Source organism: Polaromonas sp. SP1 (assembly GCF_003711205.1).
In the GTDB taxonomy this organism is placed as follows: domain Bacteria; phylum Pseudomonadota; class Gammaproteobacteria; order Burkholderiales; family Burkholderiaceae_C; genus Polaromonas.
The window spans coordinates 3,324,865-3,347,492 of sequence record NZ_CP031013.1; the positions used below are offsets into that span (position 1 = coordinate 3,324,865).

Below are 22,628 nucleotides of genomic sequence, written 5' to 3' on the forward strand. Positions count from 1 at the left end.
TGCAAATTTTACCCTGTGAAATGTAAGTGCACTTAGTGATTTTGCGGACAGCGGTCAAAGCCCAGTGCCATCCGTGGCGTTTCCGTCATGGGCATTGCCTAGGCCCGCTGCAGCATCGGGGGCGCCGGAAGCGCTCCCGGCAAGCATCCACCGGCCGTCAACCAGCACTTCATTGGGTTTGAACCCCGCCTTGTAGTTCATTTTCGGGCTTTCGGCGATCCAGTAGCCCAGGTAAACATAAGGCAGATCCAGCGTGCGGGCCTGCTCGATTTGCCAGAGCACGCTGTAGTTGCCATAGCTGGCTTTGGCGTCAGGTTCATAGAAGGTGTAAACCGCCGAAATGCCGTCTTCCAGGACATCCAGGATGGACACCATCTTGAGCGCGCCCGGCTCGCCGTTGGGCAGGTTTTCGCGGAATTCCACCAGCCGCGAATTGACGCGGCTTTGCAGCAGGAACTGCGTGTACTGGTCGATGCTGTCGTGGTCCATGCCGCCGCCGGCGTGCCGGCCATTCTGGTAGCGCAGGTAGAGCTGGTAGTGCTCGGGCATGAAGCAGAGCTTGAGGATGCGGGCATGCAGCGTGTGGTGGCGGTTCCAGGCGCGGCGCTGGCTGCGGTCGGCAGTGAAGCTGTTGACGGGCACCCTGAGCGGCACGCAAGCCTGGCAGCCGTCGCAATAGGGGCGGTAGGTAAACATGCCGCTGCGCCGGAACCCGTTGGTCACGAGGTCCGAATAGGCATCATTGTGAATGAGGTGGCTGGGCGTGGCGACCTGCGAGCGGGCCTGCTTGCCCGGCAAATAGCTGCAAGGGTAGGGCGCCGTTGCATAAAACTGCAAGGTTTGCAGGGGCAGATCTTTGAGGTGCGTCACGGTAGGTCTGGCATTCCCGTCGATAGAAGCTGATTCCAGTATACGGGTTTGAACTGCCAGCCGGGGGCGGTTTTGCCCACGTTGCCGTGGAGGTGGGCGACAAATTCCGGCCTGCTGATTTCACCTGCCCCCAGCGAGGCGAGGTGCTGGGTGTTTTGCTGGCAGTCGATCATGTCGATCTCGTGGGCACGGCAAAAGGCAACCAGAGCCGACAGCGCGATCTTGGAGGCATCGGTCTGGTGGGCAAACATCGATTCGCCAAACACCATCCCGCCCAGGTTGACGCAATACAAGCCCCCCGCCAGTTCGCCGTTGATCCAGGTCTCCACGCTGTGGGCGTGGCCTGCCCGGTGAAAAGCTGTGTAGGCCTGCACCATGTCGGGAACAATCCAGGTGCCCGGCTGGCCGGCTCGCGGTTTGCTGGCGCAGGCATTGATGACGCGTTCAAAATCGCTGTCAAACCGGATTTCGCAGCCTGGCTCTTCCTGAAACCGGATGATCCGTTTGCGCAGCGAACGATGCAGCCTGAAATGGGGTGTCTGCAACACCATTCTTGGATCGGGACTCCACCACAGCACCGGCTGGCCCAGGCTGAACCACGGGAAAATACCTTGCGAATAAGCCTCAATCAGCGTGGGCACGTCCAGCGCCGCACCCGCTGCCAGCAGACCGGGTGCAGGATCGTGGTGGCTCCAGGCGTTTTCCAGTGGCGGGAAACTTTCGCCGGCTGCCAGCCACGGAACAGGGCGCGGGAGTTTTCCCATGGCTTAAAAGCGCATTGGCATCAATGCCGTGAAAAAACGATGTGGAGGCAGAGGCGGCGGGTGCATGCGCACATGGTAGCCGAGCAGGTTCCGGCGGCGAAGCCGGTTTCCGCGGTCAACGCGGTTCACGGTTTTGCTATTAATTTGATAGCTATTGCTGCTTGCAATGCAAGGGCTGCAGGCCGATTAAATAAGGGGTCTATGCTGCGATGCAAAGATGGCGCAGGTCAGAATCGGCCGCACTTAAAAAGCATAAAAAATGACGCTATAATCTAAGGCTGTATTCCTCAATAGCTCAGTTGGTAGAGCGCCGGACTGTTAATCCGTAGGTCCCTGGTTCGAGCCCAGGTTGAGGAGCCAAAAATAAGCCGAACAGGCACCCCGAAAGCCCGCAGTCCACCCGATTGCGGGCTTTTTTGTTGCGTGCGTTGCGCATCCCATGGGTGTGGCAAGCCGCAATGCAGCGTTCCGTGATAATTGACTTTGCATGCCCGTGCTGTACGGGCAAATGCCCGCGACACCGCGCCCGCGAGCACCTCGCCCCAAGGAACAAATGGCTCCCACTCTTTCTGCTGCAGATCTCTGGTCGGACCTCGTGGCGGTCCGTGAGCGTTCGCCGCTGGTGCATTGCATCACCAACCTTGTGGTGATCAATTTCAATGCCAATGTGCTGCTGGCCGCAGGCGCCTCGCCTGTCATGGCCCACGCGCATGAGGAAGTACAGGACATGACGGGCATCGCCCAGGCTCTCGTGCTTAATATCGGCACACTCGACCCCTACTGGGTGCAGAGCATGAAACTGGCGCTGGCGGCAGCGGCAGCGCGGGGGATTCCCTCGGTGCTGGACCCTGTCGGCGCCGGTGCGACGCCTTACCGCAATGCCACGCTGGAAAGCCTTCTGGATGTCGCCGCGCCCAGTGTGATTCGCGGCAACGGCTCTGAAATCATGAGCACCGCCGGCGCCGCCGTGAAAACGCGCGGTGTCGACAGCAGCGCCGCAGCGGGTGACGCGTTGGGCGCAGCGCAGGCGCTTGCGGCGCGCACCGAGGGCGTGATCTGCGTGAGTGGCGAGACCGACCACATCCTCGATGCCGGCCATCGCTGGGCCCGGCTTTCCAATGGACACCCGTGGATGACGCGCATCACCGGCGTGGGTTGTTCGGCCACCGCGCTGGTGGGCGCTTTCTGCGCGGTGCAGCCCGATGCCTGGCGCGCCACGACGGCGGCCATGGCCTTTCTGGGTGTGGCCGGCGAAGTCGCCGCAGAAAAAACGCAGGCGCGCGGCCTGGGCGTGGGCAGCATGGCCGTGCAACTGCTGGACGAGCTGCAACTGCTCGACCAGGCCACGTTTGAATCCCGCCTGAAGCTGCAACTGGCGAGCTGGTGAGCCAGTAAACAGGTGACCTTGTGGCACGACTGAACCCTGACGTATTGCGGCTGTACCTGGTCACCGACCAGACGCTGACGCGCGGCCGGCCCCTTGCGGATGTGGTGGCGGCTGCCGTGCAGGGCGGGGTGACTTGCGTGCAACTGCGCGAAAAGCAACTGGGCACACGTGAGTTCCTGGCCCAGGCCTTGATTCTCAAGGCGCTGCTGGCGCCCCAAGGCATTCCGCTGGTCATCAACGACCGTATCGACATTGCGCTGGCCTGCGGTGCGGACGGTGTGCATCTGGGCCAGAACGATTTGCCGGCGGACGAGGCGCGCAAGTTGCTGCCGCCCGGCGTCTTCATCGGGTGGTCGGTCGAGTCCATGGACGATGTGCAGCAAAGCGCGGCGTTGCCGGTTGATTACCTGGGCGTAAGTCCCATCTTTTCAACGCCGACCAAAACCGACACCAAAGACCCCTGGGGCCTGGAAGGCCTGGCGGTGGTCAGGGCCGCGACGCCATTGCCGCTGGTGGCCATTGGCGGCGTCCACGCGGGTAACGCGCGTGATGTGCTGCGCGCCGGGGCCAACGGCCTGGCGGTGGTGAGCGCCATTTGCGCCGCAGGCGATCCGCAGGCTGCTGCCGCTGCGCTCAGGGCCTTGTGTGTTTAGCGCAAGGCCTGCCAAAACAAACAATGAATGCCATCCATGACTGACAACGCTTTTGATTCCGAATACCCCCGCGTGCTGAGCATCGCGGGTTCCGACAGCGGCGGCGGGGCCGGCATCCAGGCCGACCTCAAAACCTTTGCGGCGCTGGGCTGCTATGGCATGACGGCCATTACCGCGCTGACGGCCCAGAACACCCGCGGCGTTCGCGCCATCCATGGTGTCCCGCCGCAAATGCTGCGCGACCAGATCGATGCCGTGATGGAAGACATAGGCACAGACGCCGTGAAGATCGGCATGCTGCATGCGCCGGACATCGTGCAGACCGTGGCGGAGGCGATTGACCGCCATGCGCTGAAGAGTGTGGTGCTGGACCCGGTCATGGTGGCGACCAGCGGGGCGGTGCTGATCGACAACCCGGCCATCGCGGTGTTGGTGCGCGAGCTGTTTCCACGCGCCCTGGTGGTCACGCCCAACCTCGACGAGGCTTCTTTGCTGGTCGGCAGGCCGCTGGCGACCGAGCAGGATATGCAGGTTGCGGCTCGGGAACTGCTGGCCAAAGGTGCGCGTGCGGTCCTGCTCAAGGGCGGACACTTGCCGGGCGATGTGGTGGCCGATTTGCTGGCGACGCAAGGTGGCGAGCTGCACTGGATGCGCGGGCCGCGCATTCCAAGCCCGAATACCCACGGCACCGGTTGCACGCTGTCGTCGGCGATCGCTGCGCACCTGGCGCTGGGGCAGACCTTGCTGCAGGCCGTGCAATCCGCGCACGCCTATGTGCGTGCAGCACTGGAGGCAGGCGCCCGGGTGCGCACCGGCGCCGGCAGCGGGCCGCTGAACCACGGCCATGCTCCCATCGTGATGCGGCTCAAGCCGCTGCGGTAATACCGGTGCGGGCGCCGCGGGTGAGGCGTGCCAATGCAAACGTCAGCACCAGCGTTGGCAGGGCGGCACCCCACTCGGGGGCAAATTTCGCACACAGGTGGTAGCAGGCAATGCCCAGAAGCCAGATGGCAACCGCACTTGCATTCACCTTTCGCTGCGTCACCAGCGAAGCGACACCGGCCGTGCCGGCCAGCCGCGCCAGGATCACGCCGTACAAAGGCACGAACACGGAGCTGAGCATCAGCAGGAACGGCTCCAGGCTGTGCATGGGCAGCACCAGCGCCAGCGCGGTGCACAGCAGGGCCAGGCCGACGCCCCAGCGCCGCACGCTCCAGCCCGGCTTCAGGCTGTGGCCGGCGACCGAGCCCGAGTACAGGTCGCCGTAAGCGTTGTCCACTTCGTCGATCAAAATCAGCCCCAGCGCAATCAGGCCGCCTTGCGCCAGCAGCAATGCGGCGACCAGGTCGGTGCTGGGGGCGGTGATGGCGACCAGAACCCCCAGGGCATAACACCAGATGTTCGCGATCGCGTAGCCCAGCCAGGTGCCGCGCAGCGCGCTGTTGCCGTCACGCCCGTGGCGTGCAAAGTCAGCCACCAGCGGCAGCCACGAGACCGGCATCGCAATCACCAGGTCCAGTGCCGACAGCGTGCTCATGCCGCCTTCGCCGGGACGGTTCCACAGCGTGCCCAGGCCCTGGGCGTTGGCCTTGGACAAAAATTGCCAGCTCAGCCATAGCAGCGAGGCGATCACCAGTGGCAAGCCATAACGGCCGATGAATTTGCGCACCAGTTTGACCATGGAGCCCGACAGCAGCGCCAGCAGCACGGCGCCCCACAACAAGGTGGCCAGCAGCGGCCACAAGGCGCCTGAAAAACTGCCGGACTGGCGTGCGATGGCGACCGTGCCGTCGCGCATCACCACCAGCTCAAAAGTGGTCCAGCCGATCAGTTGCACGATGTTGAGCAGCACCGGCAGGCGCGCAAAGCTGCTGCCGTAGGTGGCATGCATCAGCCCGGCGCTGGAGAGCCCGCTGTCGCAGCCGATCTTGGCTGTCCAGGCCAGCAGGCCCGCACCCAGGATGGAGCCGCAAACGATGACCGCCAGCGCTGTCTGCGTGCCGACCGCCGGCACCAGGTAGGCGCCGATCTGCATGACCAGCAGGCCCACGCCCAGGCTGAGCCAGAGCGCGGCATGGTCGCTCCAGCCGAAGAGGCGGTCGCCTGCGGGCAAGGGCGAAAGTGCGGTGTTGTTGTTCGAAGCAGAGGCAGAAGGGGCAGAAGGCGTGGTCATCAGCAGTTCCAGTCGTCAATGACAGGTCGGCCTGCTTGAAGCCCGCAAGAACAGCGGACGTCCGGAACATGCTTCCCTGCGCGAGGATTACCTCAAATCAGGTTCAAAGGGACTTTCTCAGCCGCTGCCGTCCGCTATCACGAACCGCAGCAACACCCCCAGCGAAAACGCCCTTGCGGGCGCTGCGTAAATTGTAGGCGGGTTCAGCCCGGTTTTGCCGGTTGGGCGGCGCTGGCGGGCCGGGCAGTAAAAAGCCCGCACTCGGCGGGCTTTTAGTCGAGGACCGAACCGCGCACTGCCGGCTCAGTCATCAAATACCGGCGACTCCACACCCAATACCTTGTGCAGTTTCGGGCTGGTCGTGGTGTATTGCAGGTGGATTTTTTTGTCGGGGAAGATGAAGGGGGCGGCGCCGAAAGCAGCGAGCGCGCATTCATGAAAGCCGCTCAGGATCAGCTTCTTCTTGCCGGGATAGGTGTTGATGTCGCCCACCGCAAAGATGCCCGGGACGTTGGTGGAAAACTTTTCGGTGTCGACCTTGAGCTGCTTGCGCTCGATGTCCAGGCCCCAATTGGCGATAGGGCCGAGTTTGGGTGAAAGGCCGAAGAACACCAGCAGCACGTCCAGCGGCACGATGCGTGTGATGCCGTCGGAGCCGGTGACCTTGGCGCCGGTCAGTTTTCCGTCTTTTTCTTCGTAGCCGGTGATCTGGCCCACGACGAATTGCATTTCATGGGCGTCGCAGAGCTCGCGCATTTTGGCCACGCTGGCGGGCGCGGCCTGGAAGCCGTCACGGCGGTGGATCAGGATGACGCTCTCGGCCTTGTTCGGGCCGTCCGCGACAAAGTTCAGCGCCCAGTCCAGCGCGGAATCACCGCCGCCCACGACCACCAGGTTCTTGCCGGCAAAGTCGGCGGGGTTCTTCACCCGGTAGAACAGCTGGCTGTCGTCAAACTGGTCCAGGCCGTCCACGCGCAGCAGCTTGGGCTGGAAGGCGCCGACACCCGCGGCGATAAAGATGGTCTTGGCCAGGAAGCGCGTGCCTTTGGAGCTCTCGACAAGAAAACGGCCGTCCTGCTGCTTCTCGACCAGGCTGACTTCCTGCCCGAAATGAAAAGTCGCACCAAAGGGTTCGATCTGCTTGAGCAGGTTGTCGGTGAGCTCCCTGCCGGTGCACACCGGCACGGCGGGAATGTCGTAAATCGGCTTGTCGGGGTAAAGCTCTATGCATTGGCCGCCGGGGTAGGCCAGCGAGTCGATCACGTGGGCCTTGATCTCAAGCAGGCCCAGCTCAAACACCTGGAACAGGCCCACAGGCCCGGCGCCCACAATGACCGCATCGGTTTCGATGGGGCCGTCGTGCTCGGCCGCGGTGTTGATCACTTCTTGGTTCAGTTGAGGTTCCATGGGGTTGGGGGCAATGCCGGGGAGCAGGGATGCCCCGGCCGTCGCCTGGGGCGCCGGCGCTCCCGGTCCGGTCAGCGGACCAGCTCGGACAGCTTGCCCGTCTTGTCTTTCCATTCCTCGGCATCAGGCAGCGCGTCTTTGCGCTTGGTGATGCTTTTCCAGCCTTCGGCGCGGCTCAGTTCGACATTGAGCTTGATAAAAGCGATCTGGTCGGCCGGCACGTCTTCTTCGGCGTAGATGGCATTGACGGGGCACTCGGGGATGCAGACGGCGCAATCGATGCATTCGTCCGGATCGATCACCAGCATGTTGGGGCCTTCGCGGAAGCAATCCACCGGGCAGACGTCCACACAGTCGGTGTATTTACAGCGGATGCACGATTCGGAGACTATGTGAGTCATGTTGTTCTAGGCTGGTCGGTGGAAACCCTTGATTTTAAGAGGTTTCCGCCAACAGGGTTATCGGGAATGCGAAGGGCCGTGCGCCCCGGGTCAAGGCCGGCTCAAATGACCAGCGCCGCGCCGGAGGTCCGGTGCGAGGCAGTATCCACAAGCACCAGGGAGCCCAGGATGCGCGAACGGGCATAAGGCAGGGTGGCCAGCGGCTCCTGCAGGCTCAACTCGATATGGCCGATCGCATTGGGCGGCAGCTCGCTGGCGTCTTCCTCGGCCAGGGTATTCACATCGAGCTTGTGCACGATGCGCTTGACCTTGGCCTTGACCCAGCGATGGCCGTGCAGCGTCCAGTACACACGCCCGGCCACCAGCGGCTCGTCGTCCATCCAGGCAATGGTGGCCGATATCTCACGCGATGGTTCAAAGGTGTTGACCGCCAGCAGCCAGTCACCGCGCGACACGTCCACTTCGCGGTCGAGCACGATGCCGGCGCTGTGGCCGGCCAGGATGGACTTGGGCTGGCGCGTGTGGTCCAGTACCTGGGCCACCACCGCCGTCTTGCCGCTGGGCAGGATGGTCACGCTCTGGCCGGGTTGCACGCCGCCCGTGGCGACACGGCCCCAGAAGACGCGGCGGCCCTGGGAGGTGTCGGACGAGGACGAGAACTTTTCCACCCACTGCACCGGGAAGGAAAACGCTTCGGTCGTTTCTGCCGTGGTGGCGGGCAGGTGTTCCAGCAGTTCCAGCAGCGACAGGCCTTCATAGCCGCACCAGCCGGGTTTGGCATCGACGACGTTGTAACCCTTGAGGGCCGACACCGGCACGGTGGCTTTCACCGGAATTTGCGCGGCTTGCGCGAAAGCCGCCAATGCCGAGCTGATGTTCTTGAACGCCAGCACCGGGTCTTCGACCGCGTCGAGCTTGTTCACCGCAAACACGATGGACGGCACGCGCAGCAGGTTGACCAGCAGCGAATGGCGCCGGGTTTGCTGCAGCAACTCCAGCGACGGGTTTTTCCAGTCGAGCTTGGTGGCGTCGACCAGCACCACCGCGGCGTCGGCACTGGAGGCGGCCGTCACCATGTTGCGGGTGTATTGCTCATGGCCGGGCGCGTCGCCGATGATGAACTTGCGGCTTTCGGTGGCGAAATAACGGTAGGCCACGTCGATGGTGATGCCCTGCTCACGTTCGGCCGACAGGCCGTCGGTCAGCAGCGCCAGATCGGTTTCACCGCCGCGCTGCACGCCGGCCAGGTGGTCCTGCAGCACCGCACGGCTGTCCACCAGCAGGCGGCCGATCAGCGTGCTCTTGCCGTCGTCGACCGAACCGCAGGTGATGAACTTCAGTGCGGATTTCAGGTCATTTTGGCCTGTAGCCAGCGCGGGCTCTGGGCCTTTAGCTATCAAATCTATAGTGCTCATCAGAAATACCCATCTTTCTTGCGCTTTTCCATGGAGGCGTCCGAGGTCTTGTCGTCCATGCGCGTGGCGCCGCGCTCGCTCACGTCGGCGGCCAGCGTTTCAATCACGATCTCGGCGGCCGTGGCGGCGGGGCTGTCGACCGGGCAGGTGCAGGTAATGTCGCCGACGGTGCGAAAACGCACGGTTTTTTCAACGACCTGCTCGCCGTCGCGCGCGGGGGTGAGGTCCGTCACGGGGACCAGCAGGCCCTTGCGTTCGACCACCTTGCGCTGGTGCGCGTAGTAGAGCGAGGGCAGCGCGATCTTTTCGCGCTCGATGTATTGCCAGACGTCGAGTTCGGTCCAGTTGGAGATCGGGAACACCCGAAAGTGCTCGCCGGGCTGCAGCCGGGTGTTGAAAAGTGTCCAGAGCTCGGGCCGCTGGGCCTTGGGCTGCCACTGGCCGAAGCTGTCGCGGTGCGAAAAGATGCGCTCTTTGGCGCGGGCTTTTTCTTCATCGCGGCGGGCACCGCCGATCAGCGCGTCAAAACGGAATTCGTCGATCGCCTCGAGCAGCGTGACCGACTGGTGCACATTGCGCGATTCGCCCGGGTGGGCCAGGCGCACGGTGCCGCGCTTCATCGAGTCTTCGACGTTGCGCACGATCAGTTCGGCGCCCAGTTCTTTCGCCCGCAGGTCGCGGAAGTCGGTGACTTCGTGGAAGTTGTGGCCGGTGTCGATCATCAGCAGCGGGTAGGGAATGCGGCCCACGCCGAAGGCTTTCTCGGCGCATTTGAGCATCACCAGCGAGTCCTTGCCGCCCGAAAACAGCAGGGCGGGGCGCTCGAAGGCGGCTGCCACTTCACGCAGGATGAAAATGGTTTCCTCCTCGAGCGCGTCGAGGTGGGCGTTGGACAGCCGCGCGATGGAGATCGCCGGGTCGGCAGGCAGCAGTTGGGAGGGTGTACGGGCGTTCATAGGTCAGTCAGTGCGCAAGGTGCAGGCCGCATTCGCGGTTGTCCTCGCCCTTGGTGGGGTCCACATAGTCGAAGTTGTTGGGCAGGCCGTTGATCTCGCAGTACTGGTAAAGGTCCTTGGACGACCAGTGCAGCAGCGGCGCGACCTTGATCAGGCCGTCGGGGTTGACGCTGACCGGGTCCATCTGGGCGCGCACCGCGGTGTCGGTGGCGCGCAAGGCTGTGAACCAGACCTGAGGCGCGGTCTCACGCAGCGCGCGGGCAAAGGGCTCGAGTTTGACTTCTTCCGTGAAGGCCGCATGGCGCGGGTCGTCCAGCGCCGGGGTCGGGCCTTCCACCGCCTCGCGGTGCGCGCGGGAGCGGCGCGGCAGATAGATATGCAGGTCCAGCTTGAGCAGCTTTGTCACTTCGTCAGCGAAGCGGTAGGTGGCCTCGGTGTTGTAGCCGTTGTCCATCCACACCACGGGAACGTGCGGGTTGGCGCGCGTCACCATGTGCAGGATCACCGCCTCGAAGGGACGAAAATTGGTGGTGACGATGGCGGGCCGGCCCAGCCCGACGGCCCAGCCCACCAGGCCCTGCGCGTTGCGGCCGAGTTCTTCGTTGATTTTTGCAAGGTCGAGGCTCATGGTGTTCAGGCGGCAGCCGCTTCCTTGAAGTGGGGTTGTACGTCGACCGCGTCGCCCTGGTATTTGCCCGCGGCATAGCCCGGGTAGCTGCCCAGCACGCGCTGCGCAACGGCCAGGTCCTGGTCGGCGCGCAGCACGGCGGTGTCAAAGCCGCTGCGCTCCATCTGGGCCAGCTGGTCCACCAGCACGTCGCCGGTGGCGCGGATTTCACCCTTGAACTCGCGGCGGCGGCGCAGCAAAAAAGCCTGGCTGTAGGCGCGGCCGTCGGTGAACTTGGGGAAGTGCAGGTCGATGCGCGTGACGCCGTCAAGCGCGGCCTCGAAGGGGTCCGCATCGTTGGCCAGCACCAGGGTGCCGGTTTGGTCGGCGCCGCTTTGTTCGCTGAAAGGCAGTAATTTCATGATGGCTTCCTTTCAATGCTCAGTGCGCGACGGTGTTGGGGGCAAAGCGCGCAGCCTTGGCGGCGGCTTTGTACGGATCGATTCCGACGCGGCGGAAGGTGGCGATAAAGGTTTCGCCGTCTTCGCGCAGTTGGCGGTAGGTCTCCAGCACCGCCTCGATAACTTCAGGCACTTCGGCGCCGGTAAACGAGGGGCCCACCACCTTGCCGGGCACCGGGGTGCCGCTCAGCGTGGAGCCGTCAGAGCCGCCCAGCGAGACCTGGTACCACTCCAGGCCGTCCTTGTCGACGCCCAGGATGCCGATGTGGCCGCTGTGGTGGTGGCCGCAGGAGTTGATGCAGCCGCTGATGTGCAGGTCGATCTCACCCAGGTCGTGCAACTCGTCCATGTCCTGGTAGCGCTCGGTGATCGCCTCGGCGACCGGGATGGAACGTGCATTGGCCAGCGAGCAGAAATCACCGCCCGGGCAGGCGATCATGTCGGTCAGCAGGTGGATGTTGGGTTTGGCAAAGCCGGCCTTGCGGGCGGCGCGCCAGAGTTCGGGCAGCTCGTCGCAGCGCACCCAGGGCAGCAGCAGGTTCTGGTCGTGCGTCACACGCACTTCCCCGGCGCTGAACTGGTCGGCCAGGTCGGCGGCGATGTCCAACTGGTCGGCGGTGGCGTCGCCGGGCGCCTGGCCCAGGCGCTTGAACGACAAGGTCACGGCGCGCAGGTCGGGGTTCTGGTGCGGGGCCACGTTGCGCTGCAGCCAGCGGCCGAACTCCACGTCGTCCTCGGCGGCGGCGCGCAGGATGTTGGCGATCTTGACGTCCGCGCTCTTGCGGTCGCAATTGAGCGCGGGCGGCACAAAGGACGCCGTCACGCGGTCGAGTTCGGCCTGGGTGATGGTGTGCGGTGCACCGTCGTGCTCAAGAATTTGCTTGTATTCAGCCTCGACGTCATCGATATAACGCTGGCCTTCGGCCTTCACCAGGATCTTGATGCGGGCCTTGTAGATGTTGTCGCGGCGGCCGTAGCGGTTGTACACGCGCACCACGGCTTCCAGGAAATTCATGATCTGGTTCCAGGGCAGGAACTCGCGGATCACGGTGCCGATGACGGGTGTGCGGCCCATGCCACCGCCCACCAGCACCTTGAAGCCGAGTTCGCCCTCGGCGTTGCGGATCAAATGCAGGCCGACGTCGTGCCAGGCGGTGGCGGCGCGGTCTTCGCGGGCGCCGCTGATGGCGATCTTGAACTTGCGCGGCAGGAAGGCGAACTCGGGGTGCAGCGTGCTCCACTGGCGCAAGATTTCGCCGAAGGGCCGCGGGTCGGCGATCTCGTCGACCGCGATGCCGGCGCGCTCGTCGCTGGTGATGTTACGGATGCAGTTGCCGCTGGTCTGGATGCCGTGCATGTTGACGCTGGCCAGCAGGTCCATCACGTCGGCGGATTTATCGAGCGGGATCCAGTTGTACTGCACGTTCTGGCGTGTCGTGAAATGGGCGTAGCCGGTGGACAGCTTGGAGCTGACGGACAGGCCGTTTTTCAGGTTGACGGGGCCAAGCTTGTCCTGTTTGGCCTGCGCTTCATTGAACAGCGCGGCATTGGGCTGGTCGTACTCGCGCGCGATTTTGGCCAGCACGCGCACCTGCGCGCTGGAGAGCTCGCCATAAGGCACGGCCACGCGCAGCATGGGCGCATAACGCTGCACATACCAGCCGTTTTGCAGGCGCAGGGGGCGAAACTCGTCTTCCGGCAACTGGCCGGCCTGCCAGCGGGTCAGCTGGTCGCGGTATTGGTTGGCGCGGGCTTTGACAAACTCTCGGTCAAATTCTGTGTATTGGTACATGGCTGTCGGGGTTCAACGTCGTGGGGATTTTTATAAACAGAGCGGGTTCAGATCAGGTCAAGTCAGATCGAAATCAGTTTCACGCCGGCATAGGCCAGCAGTACGGATAAAAGCGAGCGGATCACGCGGTCTGGCGTTTTGTGCACCAGGTGCGAGCCCAGCCAGATGCCGGGCAGCGAGCCGGCCAGCAGCTTGACCAGCAAAGGCCAGTCGACCGAGCCGATGGAAGCATGGCCCAGGCCCGCCACCAGCGTCAGCGGCACGGCGTGCGCAATATCGGCCGCCACAATGCGCGGCAGCGGCAGGGTGGGGTAGAGCAGCATCAGCACGATCACGCCGATGGCGCCCGCGCCGACGGAGGTCAGCGTGACCAGCGTGCCGATGACGGCGCCAAACAGGATGGGCAGCGACCGGTGGCGCGCCCGCGTGGCCTGGCCGATGAGTTCGGGTGCGATGGTGGTCGGGGCGGCCTTGCCGCGCAGCACCTTGTAGAAAGTGGCGCCGGCCGTCAGCAGCAGCGCCAGGCCCAGCGTGGTGGTCATGATGCTCTGCGTGGCCGGGTTGGCGGGGCCCATGCGCTGCAACATATAAAGAGTGGCCAGAGCCGCCGGGATGCTGCCCGCGGCGGTTTGCCCAACGATTTTCCAGTCGACCACCCGGGCGCGAGCCAGGCTGACGGTGCCGCCCATTTTGGTGAAAGCCGCAAAAAGCAGGTCGGTGCCGATGGCCAGGTGTGGTTTGACGCCGAAAAAGAAGATCAGCAGCGGCGTCATCAGCGAGCCGCCGCCCACGCCCGTCAGGCCCACCACCAGGCCGACAGCAAACCCGGCAAATACAAAGGCAAAGTCATGCATAGCCGGAAAATGTAAGTGTGCTGCTTATAAAAACAAACTACACATTTGTTCGACCGTTATCCGGATAAGCTTATTCGCCTGATTTCATGCGGGTTTGCGGGGGATTTGGTGTTAAGTCTGCTTAAGGCTTGTGCCTGCTGCGCACAACATCCTCCCCGTATTCACAATGCGCTGGTACAGTCCCTGCTTTTCCCGCCTGACGCACTGCGTGCCTGTCAGCCCGGTGGACCGAATCGCTTACTTTCTGGAGAAAACCGTGAAATTTACGAAATCTGCCCTGCTGGGCGGTTTGTTGCTTGCGTCCGCGGCGGGCCTGGCGCTGGCGGAAAGCAGCGCAAAAGCGCCCATCAAGATCGGCGAAATCAACAGCTATTCGACCATTCCCCAATTCACGCAGCCCTACCGCCAGGGCTGGCAATTGGCGGTTGAAGAGATCAATGTCACCGGCGGCTTGCTGGGCCGCAAGGTCGAAGTCATCGCGCGTGACGACGCAGGCAAGCCCGAAGAAGCCTTGCGCCACGCCATCGAGCTGACCTCCAAAGAGAAGGTCGACGTGCTGGCTGGCGGTTTCCTGTCCAACGTCGGGCTGGCGCTGGCCGACCATGCCCAGAAGAACAAACGGGTGTTCATCGCCAGCGAGCCGCTGACCGACGCGCTGATCTGGGACAAGGGCAACCGCTACACCTTCCGCCTGCGCCCCGGTACTTATATGCAGGCGGCCATGCTGGTCGAAGAAGCCGCCAAGATGCCGGCCAAGCGCTGGGCCATCATTGCGCCCAATTACGAATACGGCACCAGCGCCGCCGCGGCCTTCAAGGAGCTGCTCAAGGCCAAACGCCCCGACGTCGAGTTCGTCGGCGAACAGTGGCCCGCACTCGGCAAGCTGGAAGCCGGCACCACGCTGCAGGCCACCATGCAGAGCAAGCCCGACGCGATCTTCAACGTCACCTTCGGCGCCGACCTGGCCAAGCTGGTGCGCGAAGGCAACCAGCGCGGCATTTTCCCGCGCGTGCCTGTGGTGTCGCTGCTTTCGGGTGAGCCTGAATACCTGGATGTGCTGAAAGACGAAACGCCCAAGGGCTGGATCGTCACCGGCTACCCCTGGGACCAGATCGACTCGCGCGAGCACGCCAGCTTTGCCGCCAACTACTACCGCCGCTTCAAGGAATACCCCAAGGTCGGCTCGGTGGTGGGCTACGCCACCATGCAGGCGATTTTTGCGGCAATCAAAAAAGCCAATTCCACCGACAACGAAAAACTGGTGACGGCGCTGCGCGGCCTGAAGTTCTCCACGCCCTTCGGGCCGGCCGAGTTCCGCGCCATCGACCACCAGTCCACCATGGGCGCGTATGTCGGCAAGCTGGACCTGCGCGGCAACAAGGGCACGATGGTGCAGTGGCGCTACGCCGACGGCAAGGCCTATTTGCCGGGCGACGCCTATGTCAAGGCCCGCCGCCCGGCAGAAGCGATGAAGTGACCTTTTGACAACGCGGGTGCTGATTTGATTGGAATGGGCGCGCGGAATCCCCGCATAATCGGGCGCAAATGACGAATACGGGTGGCGAGGCTGTCAAGCGGATTTTTGTAAAAGTGTTCGGGTTCGATGACGTTGAACGTCATGCCCTGAACACCGTGTTCCGCCTTTCTGAAACCCGGCCAACGGGCTATGCACTCTGGACGCCTTCCGCGCCCGAAGACGCCGACCTGGCCCTCATCGACGGCGACAGCTGGGAAGCGGCGCTGGAGCTGGCGAATCCCGCCAACGACCATCTCAAACTCATCTGGATAGGCAGCAACGCGCCCGACCGGGCCATCCTGGTTTTCAGGCGACCCCTGCAGTGGGCCGCCGTGATCGACGGCATGGACAAGCTGCTGGAGCAGGCCGTGCATGGCGCGGCGCCCGATCTCGATCTTGACCTGCTGTCCGAATCCACCGCCTTGCTGGACCTGGACCTCGATGTGGACGCCGAGGCGCCCACCGCGCCGTCGCCGCTCGATACACTGCCGCCCGAGGCCGGCCACGCGCGCGTGCTGGTGGTCGACACCGACCTCGGCGCCCGCCTGTACCTGCGCGCCCGGCTGGCCATGGCCCGCCTGACGCAGGTCGACGAGGCGGCCACCGGCGTCGAGGCGCTCAAGCTCATGCAGGCGCAGCGCTACAAGCTGGTGGTGCTCGACATGGACCTGCCCGACATCGAGCACCGGGAGATGGTCAAACGGGTAGGGGCGGTGCGCCCGGCCCCGGAGTTCCTGATCCTCACCGGCAGCAGGCTGTCGCCCGCCGACGCGGTGCGCGGCTGGTTTGCCGGCGCGCGCGGCAGCCTGCGTAAACCCCTGCATCCCGGAAAACTCAAACGCCTGCTGCGCAGCGTGAACTGAAGGCCCGGCCCCGGCCCGGTTTTGCTATCAATTCAATAGCTGAAAGCCTAGGTGGTAATTGGGCTGGAGGCCGATTTCGCTGAAATTTCGCCGCCTCAGTTTTTTGCGGCCCATTGAGGCGCCAGGCCGTCTGCCAGCCGCTGTTCCACGGCCAGCGGTTCCGCGTGCAGGCGGGCCGCCAGCAGCTCTGCGCACAGCGCGGCAAATGTCAGGCCCCGCGACCCCATGCCGCTGCACACCCAGACACCGGGCGCTTCTGACGCCTGCAGCGGGCCCAGCATGGGCAGGCGGGTCGGCGTGGCGCAGCGCACGCCCGCCCAGTGCTGGGCTTTGCCCGGCCCAAACTGTGGGGCCAGCACGCGCGCCGCGCCCGGCAACAAGTCTTGCAGCTTGCCGAGGTTGTGCAGGCCGTCTTCAGGCTTGATCTCGGCGCGCTCGTTGTCGCGCTCAAAACTCGAACCCATGACCCAGGCCAGGCCGCCTGCCGCTTTATTCATGGGCACAGCCGGCGCCAGGCTGCCATGGCCGTTCACGGGGAAGGGCGGCAGCGCCTCGGCCGTACCGGCTTCATGCGCGCCCCAGGTGACCTGGCCGCGGATGGCCTGCAGCGCCAGACGCTTACTTTCGTCACTGCCTTGAATACCGGCGGCCATCGCGCGGCTGGCATGGCCAGCGGCCAGCACCACCAGTGCGGCTGAGGCCAGTTCGCGGCCTCCGGCATCCAGTACCCGCCATTGATCGGGTGCGGACTGTTCCACGCGGCTGGCAACGCACTGACCCCGCCATTGAATACCTGGCGTGGCCAGCCAGGCGTTGACCAGCTGTGCCGGCCGGACCCATCCGCCACGGGCATGCCATAGCGCCGGCACTTCAGCCGGCAGGCCGCATTGCGCCAGCTGCCCGGCGCTGGCGGGCTGTGTCCAGTCGCTTGCGGCGTCTGCCCAGTCGTGCTGCCAGGCCTCAGGCAGCTTGCGCGGGTGCTCCACGCAGTGTTCCAGCACACCGGTGGCGGCCCAGTCGCTGCCGGCTTGCAACAGCGCACCCGCCTGCTGCAGCGTGGCGCGGATGCCGCTGCGCGACAGGCGCGACAGCGGGTTGTCGTCGGGCGAAACATGCGGCGCCAGCAGGCCGGCCGGCAGGCCCGAGGCGCCCGCGGCGGGCGCCTCCGCCGCATCCAGCACCGTGACTTGCCAGCCGCGGCGCGCCAGGCTGGCCGCCACCGCCGCCCCGGCCAGGCCTGCGCCAATCACCACGCAGGTGGAGGGCGTACGCCGCGCGGGCGGTGGCTGCGCTTTTTTGGGCGCCCAGGCCGGGTTGAACTCGCCCTGCAGGTTGTCGCGCTTGGGTGGGATGCCCGGCACCTTCTTCGCCACAAAGCCGCACTGCGCCAGTGCGTCGCGCACGCTGCGTGCGATCGTCCAGGTGGCGATGCGCGTGCCGCGCCGGCTGCAGCGCGCCACCGCCTTGAAGGTGTGCAGGTCCCAGATGTCGGGGTTGCGCTGCGGGCTGAAGCCGTCCAGGTAGACCGAATCGGCCTCGAACGATTGCTCGCGCAGCATGGCCTTGGCGTCGCCGATGCACAGCGTCAGCAAAACATGGCCGCCCTCAAATACCAGGCGGTGAAAGCCCGGCAGCAGGCCCCACAACTGGTCCCGCAATTGTTCGGCAAAGGGAATCAGTTCGGGGTGGGTTTGCGCGCTGCGAAACACGTCGTCGGCGCTGGCCGGAAACGCTTCGGTCGAGACGAAATGCAGCAGGCGGGGGCGCTGCGGGTCGGCCTTCCAGGCGGCCCAGGTGACGAGGAAATTCAGGCCCAGGCCAAAGCCGGTTTCCAGCACCGTCCATTGCGGCTGGCCGCCCCAGGCTTCTGGCAGGCCGCAGCCTTTGAGGAAAACTTCTTTGGCCTGGTCGAGCCCGCCCAGCTCGCTGCGGTAGCGGTCGCCAAAGCGCGGGCTGAAGGGGCTGCCGCCGGCGGTGCCGTCGTCCAGCCACTCGATGCGCTCGGGCATGCCTTTAGATCAAGGCGTGGGGGTCGTAGGCGGAACGTAGCCCTGGACGGCGTCTGCGCCGTCGCCGAAGAAGTGTTTCTCCATCTGGCGCGCCAGGTACTGGCGGGCGCGGGCGTCGGCCAGGTTCAGGCGGTTTTCATTGACCAGCATGGTTTGCTGCTTCATCCACTCCGCCCAGGCTTCCTTGCTGACTTCTTCCCAGAGGCGCTTGCCCAGCGGGCCGGGGTAGGGCGGGAAGTCCAGGCCTTCGGCTTCTTTACCGAGCTTGATGCAATTGACGAGGCGTGCCATGGCGGGGGTTCTTTCGTGTATCGAGGGGGCTAAAACGGGACCCGAAAAGCGGATCCGGTGAGTTCTAAGGATGATTACAGAATAAAGAACTGAGTTTTTATTCGTTCCAGTTTTCTAAGGCTGCTTCCAGAATCCATTTTGTCTGCATTTACACGCATTTTTCTGGAAAAGAGAGCAACCATGACTTCACGCCGCAACTTTATCAATGTTTCCACCCGCACGGCCACCGCCCTGGGTTTGGGTTTGACGCTGGCAGGGTCACTGCTGACGGCGCAGGCCCAGCCGGCGCCTGTCACGCTGCTCAACGTGTCTTATGACCCGACGCGTGAGCTCTATGTGGAATACAACGCCGCCTTCGCCAAATACTGGAAGGCCAAGACTGGCCAGGAGGTGACGATCAAGCAGTCGCACGGCGGCTCCGGCAAGCAGGCGCGCTCCATCATTGACGGCCTGGACGCCGACGTGGCCACGCTGGCGCTGGCCGGCGACACCGATGCGCTGGTCAAAAACGGCGGTTGGCTGTCGGCCGACTGGCAAAAGAAGCTGCCGCACAACTCGTCCCCCTACACCTCGACCATCGTGCTGGCCGTGCGCCAGGGCAACCCCAAGGGCATCAAGGACTGGGATGACCTGGTCAAGCCCGGCATCACCGTGATCACGCCCAACCCCAAGACCTCGGGCGGCGCCCGCTGGAACTACCTGGCCGCCTGGGAATTCGCCAAGCGCAAATACGGCAGCGACGCCAAGGCCAAGGAGTTTGTCGCCAAGCTGTACGGCAATGTGTCGGTGCTGGACACCGGCGCCCGCGGCTCCACCATCACCTTTGCCCAGCGCGCCCAGGGCGACGTGCTGATTGCCTGGGAAAACGAGGCCTATTTGCTCGAAAAAGAATTCGGCGCCAAGTTTGACGTGGTCGCGCCTTCACTGAGCATCCTGGCCGAGCCCGCCGTCGCCGTGGTCGACAAGAACGTCGACAAAAAGGGCACCCGCGCCATTTCCGAGGAATACCTGAAGTACCTCTACTCGGAAGAAGGCCAGGACATCGCCGGCAAAAACTTCTACCGCCCGGCCGTCTCCCAAAAAGCGATTGCCAAATACGCCAAACAATTCCCCAAGCTGAACCTGTTCACCATCGACCAGGCCTTCGGCGGCTGGGCCAAGGCCGATAAAGAGCATTTCGCCGACGGCGGCTCCTTCGATCAGATTTACACGAAGAAGTAAGCCGCGCGCATCAGAAGTCACACGCATCAGTTCTTTCCAAGTGCCAGCGCGGAACCGGCTTTGCCGGGCCGCAGCTGGCGCCCCTTGAGGGGAGGCGGCCGCAGGCCGCTTCGGGGAGAACTTCATACCTTCAGGGAAAAATTAAATAATGTCTGCGCAACAATCCGTTTTGCTGATTGCCGGCAGCCCGTCCGAGCAGTCGCGCTCGTCGGCGCTGCTGGACTCGATCAGCCACAGGCTGGCCCTTCGCGGCGGCCTGTCGGTTGAGCGGCTCAACATCCGTGAACTACCGGCCCAGGCATTGCTGCTGGCCGAATGGAACCACCCGGCCATCGTCAAGGCGATTGACCAGATCGCGCGGGCCAAGGCCGTTGTGGTGGCTACGCCGGTTTACAAGGCGGCCTACAGCGGCCTGCTCAAGGTGCTGCTCGATCTGCTGCCGCAAAGCGCACTCAAAGAAAAAACCGTGCTGCCGCTGGCCACGGGCGGCAGCCCGCACCACATGCTGGCGCTCGACTACGCCTTGCGCCCGGTGCTGCAGGCGCTGGCCGCCCGCCACATCCTGCCCGGCGTTTACGCCACCGATTCCCAAGTGCCGCAGGCGGCCGACAAGCGTTATGACGTCGGCCCCGAGATCACCGTGCGGCTGGACGACGCGGTGCTCACGCTGCTGGCCGAAACCTTTCGCCAGCCGGCCACCACCGGTTTTGAGCCGGTGCATTTTTCGCGGGTGCGATGTAGCGTTTAACGCCGCGCCAGGCGGCAGGCCTGATTGGCTGTAGCCGCACCAGATATCCCTGAACGCAGATTTTGAAACCGCCTCGCAGGCGGCCGGGGAGAGGCTTTGCCCATGACGGCCCAGCCACCCGGAAGACCACCAAAAAGGACAAGACCATGACCATCGCATCCGACTATCCGTCGAACATTGAACCCAGTTTTTCATCCGGCATTCCAGATCGGCCAAAACACAAGGCGCGCATCTGGTTCGACCTCATCCTGAGCCTAGTACTCGTCGGCCTGCTGGCCGGCGTCATCACCCTGCTGACCCTGCCTGTGGCGCACGCACAAGACAAGGTCGAGTTGCGCATCGGCTACCAGAAGTCCGCAAGCCTCTTTGTGCTGCAAAAAGCCCAGGGCACGCTGGAAAAACGTTTGCAGCCGCTCAACGCCACCGTGAAGTGGGTGGAGTTCCCGGCCGGCCCGCAGCTGCTCGAAGGCCTGAACCTCGGCGCCGTCGACGTGGGCTATGTGGGTGAAGCACCGCCGATTTTTGCGCAGGCCGCGGGTGCCAAATTTGCCTACATCGGCTACGACCCGGCCGCGCCTGAGGCCGAGGCCATCGTGGTGCCCAAAGACTCCACCATCAAGTCCGTGGCCGAGCTCAAGGGCAAAAAAGTCGTGCTTAACAAAGGCAGCAATGTTCACTACCTGCTGGTCAAGCTGCTGGAGAAAAACAAGCTCAAGCTCAGCGACATCCAGGTCGTCTACTTGGCCCCGGCCGATGCACGCGCGGCCTTTGAAAGCAAAAACGTCGACGCCTGGGTGATCTGGGACCCGTTCACCGCCGCCGCTGAAAAAGCCATTGGCGCCCGCGTGTTGGCCGACGGCACCGGCGTGGTCAACAACTACCAGTATTACCTGGCCGAGCGCAACTTCGTGAACAAGAACCCCAAAGTCATCCAGGCGCTGTTTGACGACTCGGTGGAGCGGGGCGTCTGGCTCAAGGCCAACATCAAGAAGGCCGCCGAGCTGATCGCGCCGCTGCAAAGCCTGCCGGTCGATGTGGTGGAGCTCAGCCTCAAGCGTTACGAATTCAACGTCAAGCCGGTGCCGGCCAGCGTGATCGCCGACCAGCAAAAACTGGCCGACACCTTCTTTGAGTTGAAGCTGATCCCCAAGGCCATTGTTGTCAGCGACGCCGCCTACAAGCCGGCCCCCTGATTGCCACTAAAGGAATCACACCATGAACACCATCACACCGCTGCAATTGCGCCGCCGCTTCCTCAAGATCGTCGCCACCACGGCATCGCTGTGGGGCTTGGGCCTCAAGGACGCAAGTGCCCAGTCCGCCGCCGGTAAAACGGAGAAAGCCCCCGAGCAACTGCGCATCGGCTACCAGAAGTCCGCCGTCAACCTCGTCGTGCTCAAGCAAAAAAGCGTGCTCGAAAAGCGCTTTCCCAACACCAAAATCGTCTGGGCCGAGTTTCCCGCCGGGCCGCAGTTGCTCGAAGCACTGGCCGTGGGCAGCCTGGAGTTCGGCCTCACCGGCGATTCGCCGCCCGTGTTTGCGCAGGCCGCCGGCAAAGACCTGGTCTACGTCGGCGTCGAGCCGCCCAAGCCTGACAGCTCGGCCGTCCTGGTGCTGGGCGATTCGCCCATCCGCAGCCTGGCCGACCTCAAGGGCAAAAAGATTGCGCTGCAAAAAGGCTCGAGCGCGCACTACCTGCTGGTGCGCGCGGTCGACAAGGCCGGCCTGAAGTGGGACGACATCCAGCCCATCTACCTGGCGCCTGCCGATGCGCGCGCCGCCTTTGAGCGCAAGAGCGTCGACGCCTGGGCCATCTGGGACCCGTTCTACGCCGCCATTGAACTGGCCATCAAGCCGCGCGTGCTGGCCACCGGCCGTGATCTCTCGAGCAACAACTCGTTCTATCTCGCATCGCGGCCCTTTGCCACCCAGCACGGGCAAACGCTGGCCGCGCTGTTTGAAGAGCTGACACGCGCCGATGCGCTGGTGCAAAGCGACCGCAAGCAGGCCATCAAGCTGGTGTCTGACTTCAGCGGCCTGGATGCCGGTGTGGTGAGCCTTTTTATCCAGCGCCGGCCGGTGTCGCCTGTCGGCCCGCTTAACGCCGCTGCAATCGCCGACCAGCAGCGCGTGGCCGATGCTTTTTTGCGCCTGGGATTGATCCCGCGCGCAGTCAAGGTCGCCGACATAGTCTGGCGGCCGGAAGCCACACAAGTGGCGCGCAACTAACACCACCCACC

The 22,628-nt window shown here is 64.0% G+C and carries 22 protein-coding genes, 1 tRNA gene and 1 riboswitch; of the genes, 10 read left to right on the forward strand and 13 right to left on the reverse strand.

The genetic code is table 11. From position 1 onward, the window contains the following. Positions 1-54 precede the first annotated feature (54 nt). Entirely contained in the window at positions 55-870 is an 816-nt protein-coding gene (locus DT070_RS15820; RefSeq protein WP_228778482.1) for an arginyltransferase, read from the reverse strand. After that, on the reverse strand, positions 867-1,634 hold the full coding sequence (gene aat, locus DT070_RS15825; RefSeq protein ID WP_122956259.1) for a leucyl/phenylalanyl-tRNA--protein transferase: 768 nt from the start codon (positions 1,632-1,634) through the stop codon (positions 867-869). The genes DT070_RS15820 and aat overlap by 4 nt, the downstream gene beginning before the upstream one ends. 284 nt (positions 1,635-1,918) lie before the next feature. On the opposite strand from aat, the gene DT070_RS15830 reads away from it, so the two are divergent. The 4 genes from DT070_RS15830 to thiD all read left to right on the forward strand — a co-directional run bounded on the left by DT070_RS15830 (position 1,919) and on the right by thiD (position 4,556). Then, a tRNA-Asn gene (locus DT070_RS15830) sits at positions 1,919-1,994 on the forward strand. A gap of 193 nt (positions 1,995-2,187) precedes the next feature. Then, positions 2,188-3,021 (forward strand): hydroxyethylthiazole kinase, encoded by an 834-nt coding sequence (gene thiM / locus DT070_RS15835; RefSeq protein ID WP_122956260.1) that lies wholly within the window; start codon positions 2,188-2,190, stop codon positions 3,019-3,021. Between the two features lie 20 nt (positions 3,022-3,041). Then, complete coding sequence (thiE, locus tag DT070_RS15840; RefSeq protein WP_122956261.1) at positions 3,042-3,674, forward strand: thiamine phosphate synthase; 633 nt, start codon at positions 3,042-3,044, stop codon at positions 3,672-3,674. A 36-nt stretch (positions 3,675-3,710) separates the two neighbouring features. Next, on the forward strand, positions 3,711-4,556 hold the full coding sequence (gene thiD, locus DT070_RS15845) for a bifunctional hydroxymethylpyrimidine kinase/phosphomethylpyrimidine kinase (RefSeq protein ID WP_122956262.1): 846 nt from the start codon (positions 3,711-3,713) through the stop codon (positions 4,554-4,556). Here thiD and DT070_RS15850 read toward each other — a convergent pair. The 9 genes from DT070_RS15850 to DT070_RS15890 all read right to left on the reverse strand — a co-directional run bounded on the left by DT070_RS15850 (position 4,540) and on the right by DT070_RS15890 (position 13,740). Beyond that, positions 4,540-5,847 carry a cytosine permease gene (locus tag DT070_RS15850; RefSeq protein ID WP_122956263.1) on the reverse strand — a complete coding sequence of 436 codons (1,308 nt, stop codon included), beginning with the start codon at positions 5,845-5,847 and terminating at the stop codon, positions 4,540-4,542. The genes thiD and DT070_RS15850 overlap by 17 nt on opposite strands. Positions 5,848-5,903: 56 nt before the next feature. Further along, a riboswitch (TPP riboswitch) is annotated at positions 5,904-6,017 on the reverse strand. Positions 6,018-6,150: 133 nt separating this feature from the next. Next, positions 6,151-7,254 (reverse strand): NAD(P)/FAD-dependent oxidoreductase, encoded by a 1,104-nt coding sequence (locus DT070_RS15855; protein ID WP_122956264.1) that lies wholly within the window; start codon positions 7,252-7,254, stop codon positions 6,151-6,153. A gap of 71 nt (positions 7,255-7,325) precedes the next feature. Further along, positions 7,326-7,655, reverse strand: coding sequence for a ferredoxin FdxA (fdxA, locus tag DT070_RS15860; protein WP_122956265.1), 330 nt, complete (start codon positions 7,653-7,655; stop codon positions 7,326-7,328). A 101-nt stretch (positions 7,656-7,756) separates the two neighbouring features. Continuing rightward, entirely contained in the window at positions 7,757-9,070 is a 1,314-nt protein-coding gene (locus DT070_RS15865) for a sulfate adenylyltransferase subunit 1 (RefSeq protein ID WP_122956266.1), read from the reverse strand. Continuing rightward, positions 9,070-10,026 carry a sulfate adenylyltransferase subunit CysD gene (cysD, locus tag DT070_RS15870; protein ID WP_092126045.1) on the reverse strand — a complete coding sequence of 319 codons (957 nt, stop codon included), beginning with the start codon at positions 10,024-10,026 and terminating at the stop codon, positions 9,070-9,072. The genes DT070_RS15865 and cysD overlap by 1 nt, the downstream gene beginning before the upstream one ends. 7 nt (positions 10,027-10,033) lie before the next feature. Next, positions 10,034-10,654 (reverse strand): phosphoadenosine phosphosulfate reductase family protein, encoded by a 621-nt coding sequence (locus DT070_RS15875; protein ID WP_122956267.1) that lies wholly within the window; start codon positions 10,652-10,654, stop codon positions 10,034-10,036. Between the two features lie 5 nt (positions 10,655-10,659). Then, positions 10,660-11,055: a DUF934 domain-containing protein gene (locus DT070_RS15880; protein WP_122956268.1), complete on the reverse strand. Its 396-nt coding sequence runs from the start codon at positions 11,053-11,055 to the stop codon at positions 10,660-10,662. Positions 11,056-11,074: 19 nt separating this feature from the next. Beyond that, positions 11,075-12,886 carry a nitrite/sulfite reductase gene (locus DT070_RS15885; RefSeq protein ID WP_122956269.1) on the reverse strand — a complete coding sequence of 604 codons (1,812 nt, stop codon included), beginning with the start codon at positions 12,884-12,886 and terminating at the stop codon, positions 11,075-11,077. A 62-nt stretch (positions 12,887-12,948) separates the two neighbouring features. Next, positions 12,949-13,740, reverse strand: coding sequence for a sulfite exporter TauE/SafE family protein (locus DT070_RS15890; protein ID WP_122956270.1), 792 nt, complete (start codon positions 13,738-13,740; stop codon positions 12,949-12,951). A gap of 256 nt (positions 13,741-13,996) precedes the next feature. On the opposite strand from DT070_RS15890, the gene DT070_RS15895 reads away from it, so the two are divergent. Both DT070_RS15895 and DT070_RS15900 read left to right on the forward strand, forming a co-directional pair. After that, entirely contained in the window at positions 13,997-15,217 is a 1,221-nt protein-coding gene (locus tag DT070_RS15895; protein ID WP_164483766.1) for an ABC transporter substrate-binding protein, read from the forward strand. Between the two features lie 155 nt (positions 15,218-15,372). After that, the gene (locus DT070_RS15900) at positions 15,373-16,119 is read left to right on the forward strand and encodes a response regulator (RefSeq protein WP_228778481.1); all 747 of its coding nucleotides are present in this window, start codon (positions 15,373-15,375) and stop codon (positions 16,117-16,119) included. A 95-nt stretch (positions 16,120-16,214) separates the two neighbouring features. Here the strand turns inward: DT070_RS15900 and mnmC are convergent, their stop codons facing one another. Together mnmC and DT070_RS15910 are read right to left on the reverse strand one after the other, a co-directional pair. Beyond that, positions 16,215-18,128 carry an FAD-dependent 5-carboxymethylaminomethyl-2-thiouridine(34) oxidoreductase MnmC gene (mnmC, locus tag DT070_RS15905; protein ID WP_122956272.1) on the reverse strand — a complete coding sequence of 638 codons (1,914 nt, stop codon included), beginning with the start codon at positions 18,126-18,128 and terminating at the stop codon, positions 16,215-16,217. A gap of 9 nt (positions 18,129-18,137) precedes the next feature. Beyond that, positions 18,138-18,419: an oxidative damage protection protein gene (locus tag DT070_RS15910; RefSeq protein WP_122956273.1), complete on the reverse strand. Its 282-nt coding sequence runs from the start codon at positions 18,417-18,419 to the stop codon at positions 18,138-18,140. Positions 18,420-18,599: 180 nt separating this feature from the next. On the opposite strand from DT070_RS15910, the gene DT070_RS15915 reads away from it, so the two are divergent. From DT070_RS15915 to DT070_RS15930, 4 genes are all read left to right on the forward strand, one after another. After that, positions 18,600-19,640 (forward strand): sulfate ABC transporter substrate-binding protein, encoded by a 1,041-nt coding sequence (locus DT070_RS15915; RefSeq protein ID WP_122956274.1) that lies wholly within the window; start codon positions 18,600-18,602, stop codon positions 19,638-19,640. 148 nt (positions 19,641-19,788) lie between these two features. Beyond that, positions 19,789-20,388, forward strand: a complete 600-nt coding sequence (ssuE, locus tag DT070_RS15920) for an NADPH-dependent FMN reductase (protein ID WP_122956275.1) — start codon at positions 19,789-19,791, stop codon at positions 20,386-20,388. A gap of 146 nt (positions 20,389-20,534) precedes the next feature. Then, positions 20,535-21,581: a sulfonate ABC transporter substrate-binding protein gene (locus DT070_RS15925; protein WP_122956276.1), complete on the forward strand. Its 1,047-nt coding sequence runs from the start codon at positions 20,535-20,537 to the stop codon at positions 21,579-21,581. 22 nt (positions 21,582-21,603) lie between these two features. Continuing rightward, positions 21,604-22,617: an aliphatic sulfonate ABC transporter substrate-binding protein gene (locus DT070_RS15930; protein WP_122956277.1), complete on the forward strand. Its 1,014-nt coding sequence runs from the start codon at positions 21,604-21,606 to the stop codon at positions 22,615-22,617. Positions 22,618-22,628: the final 11 nt, after the last annotated feature.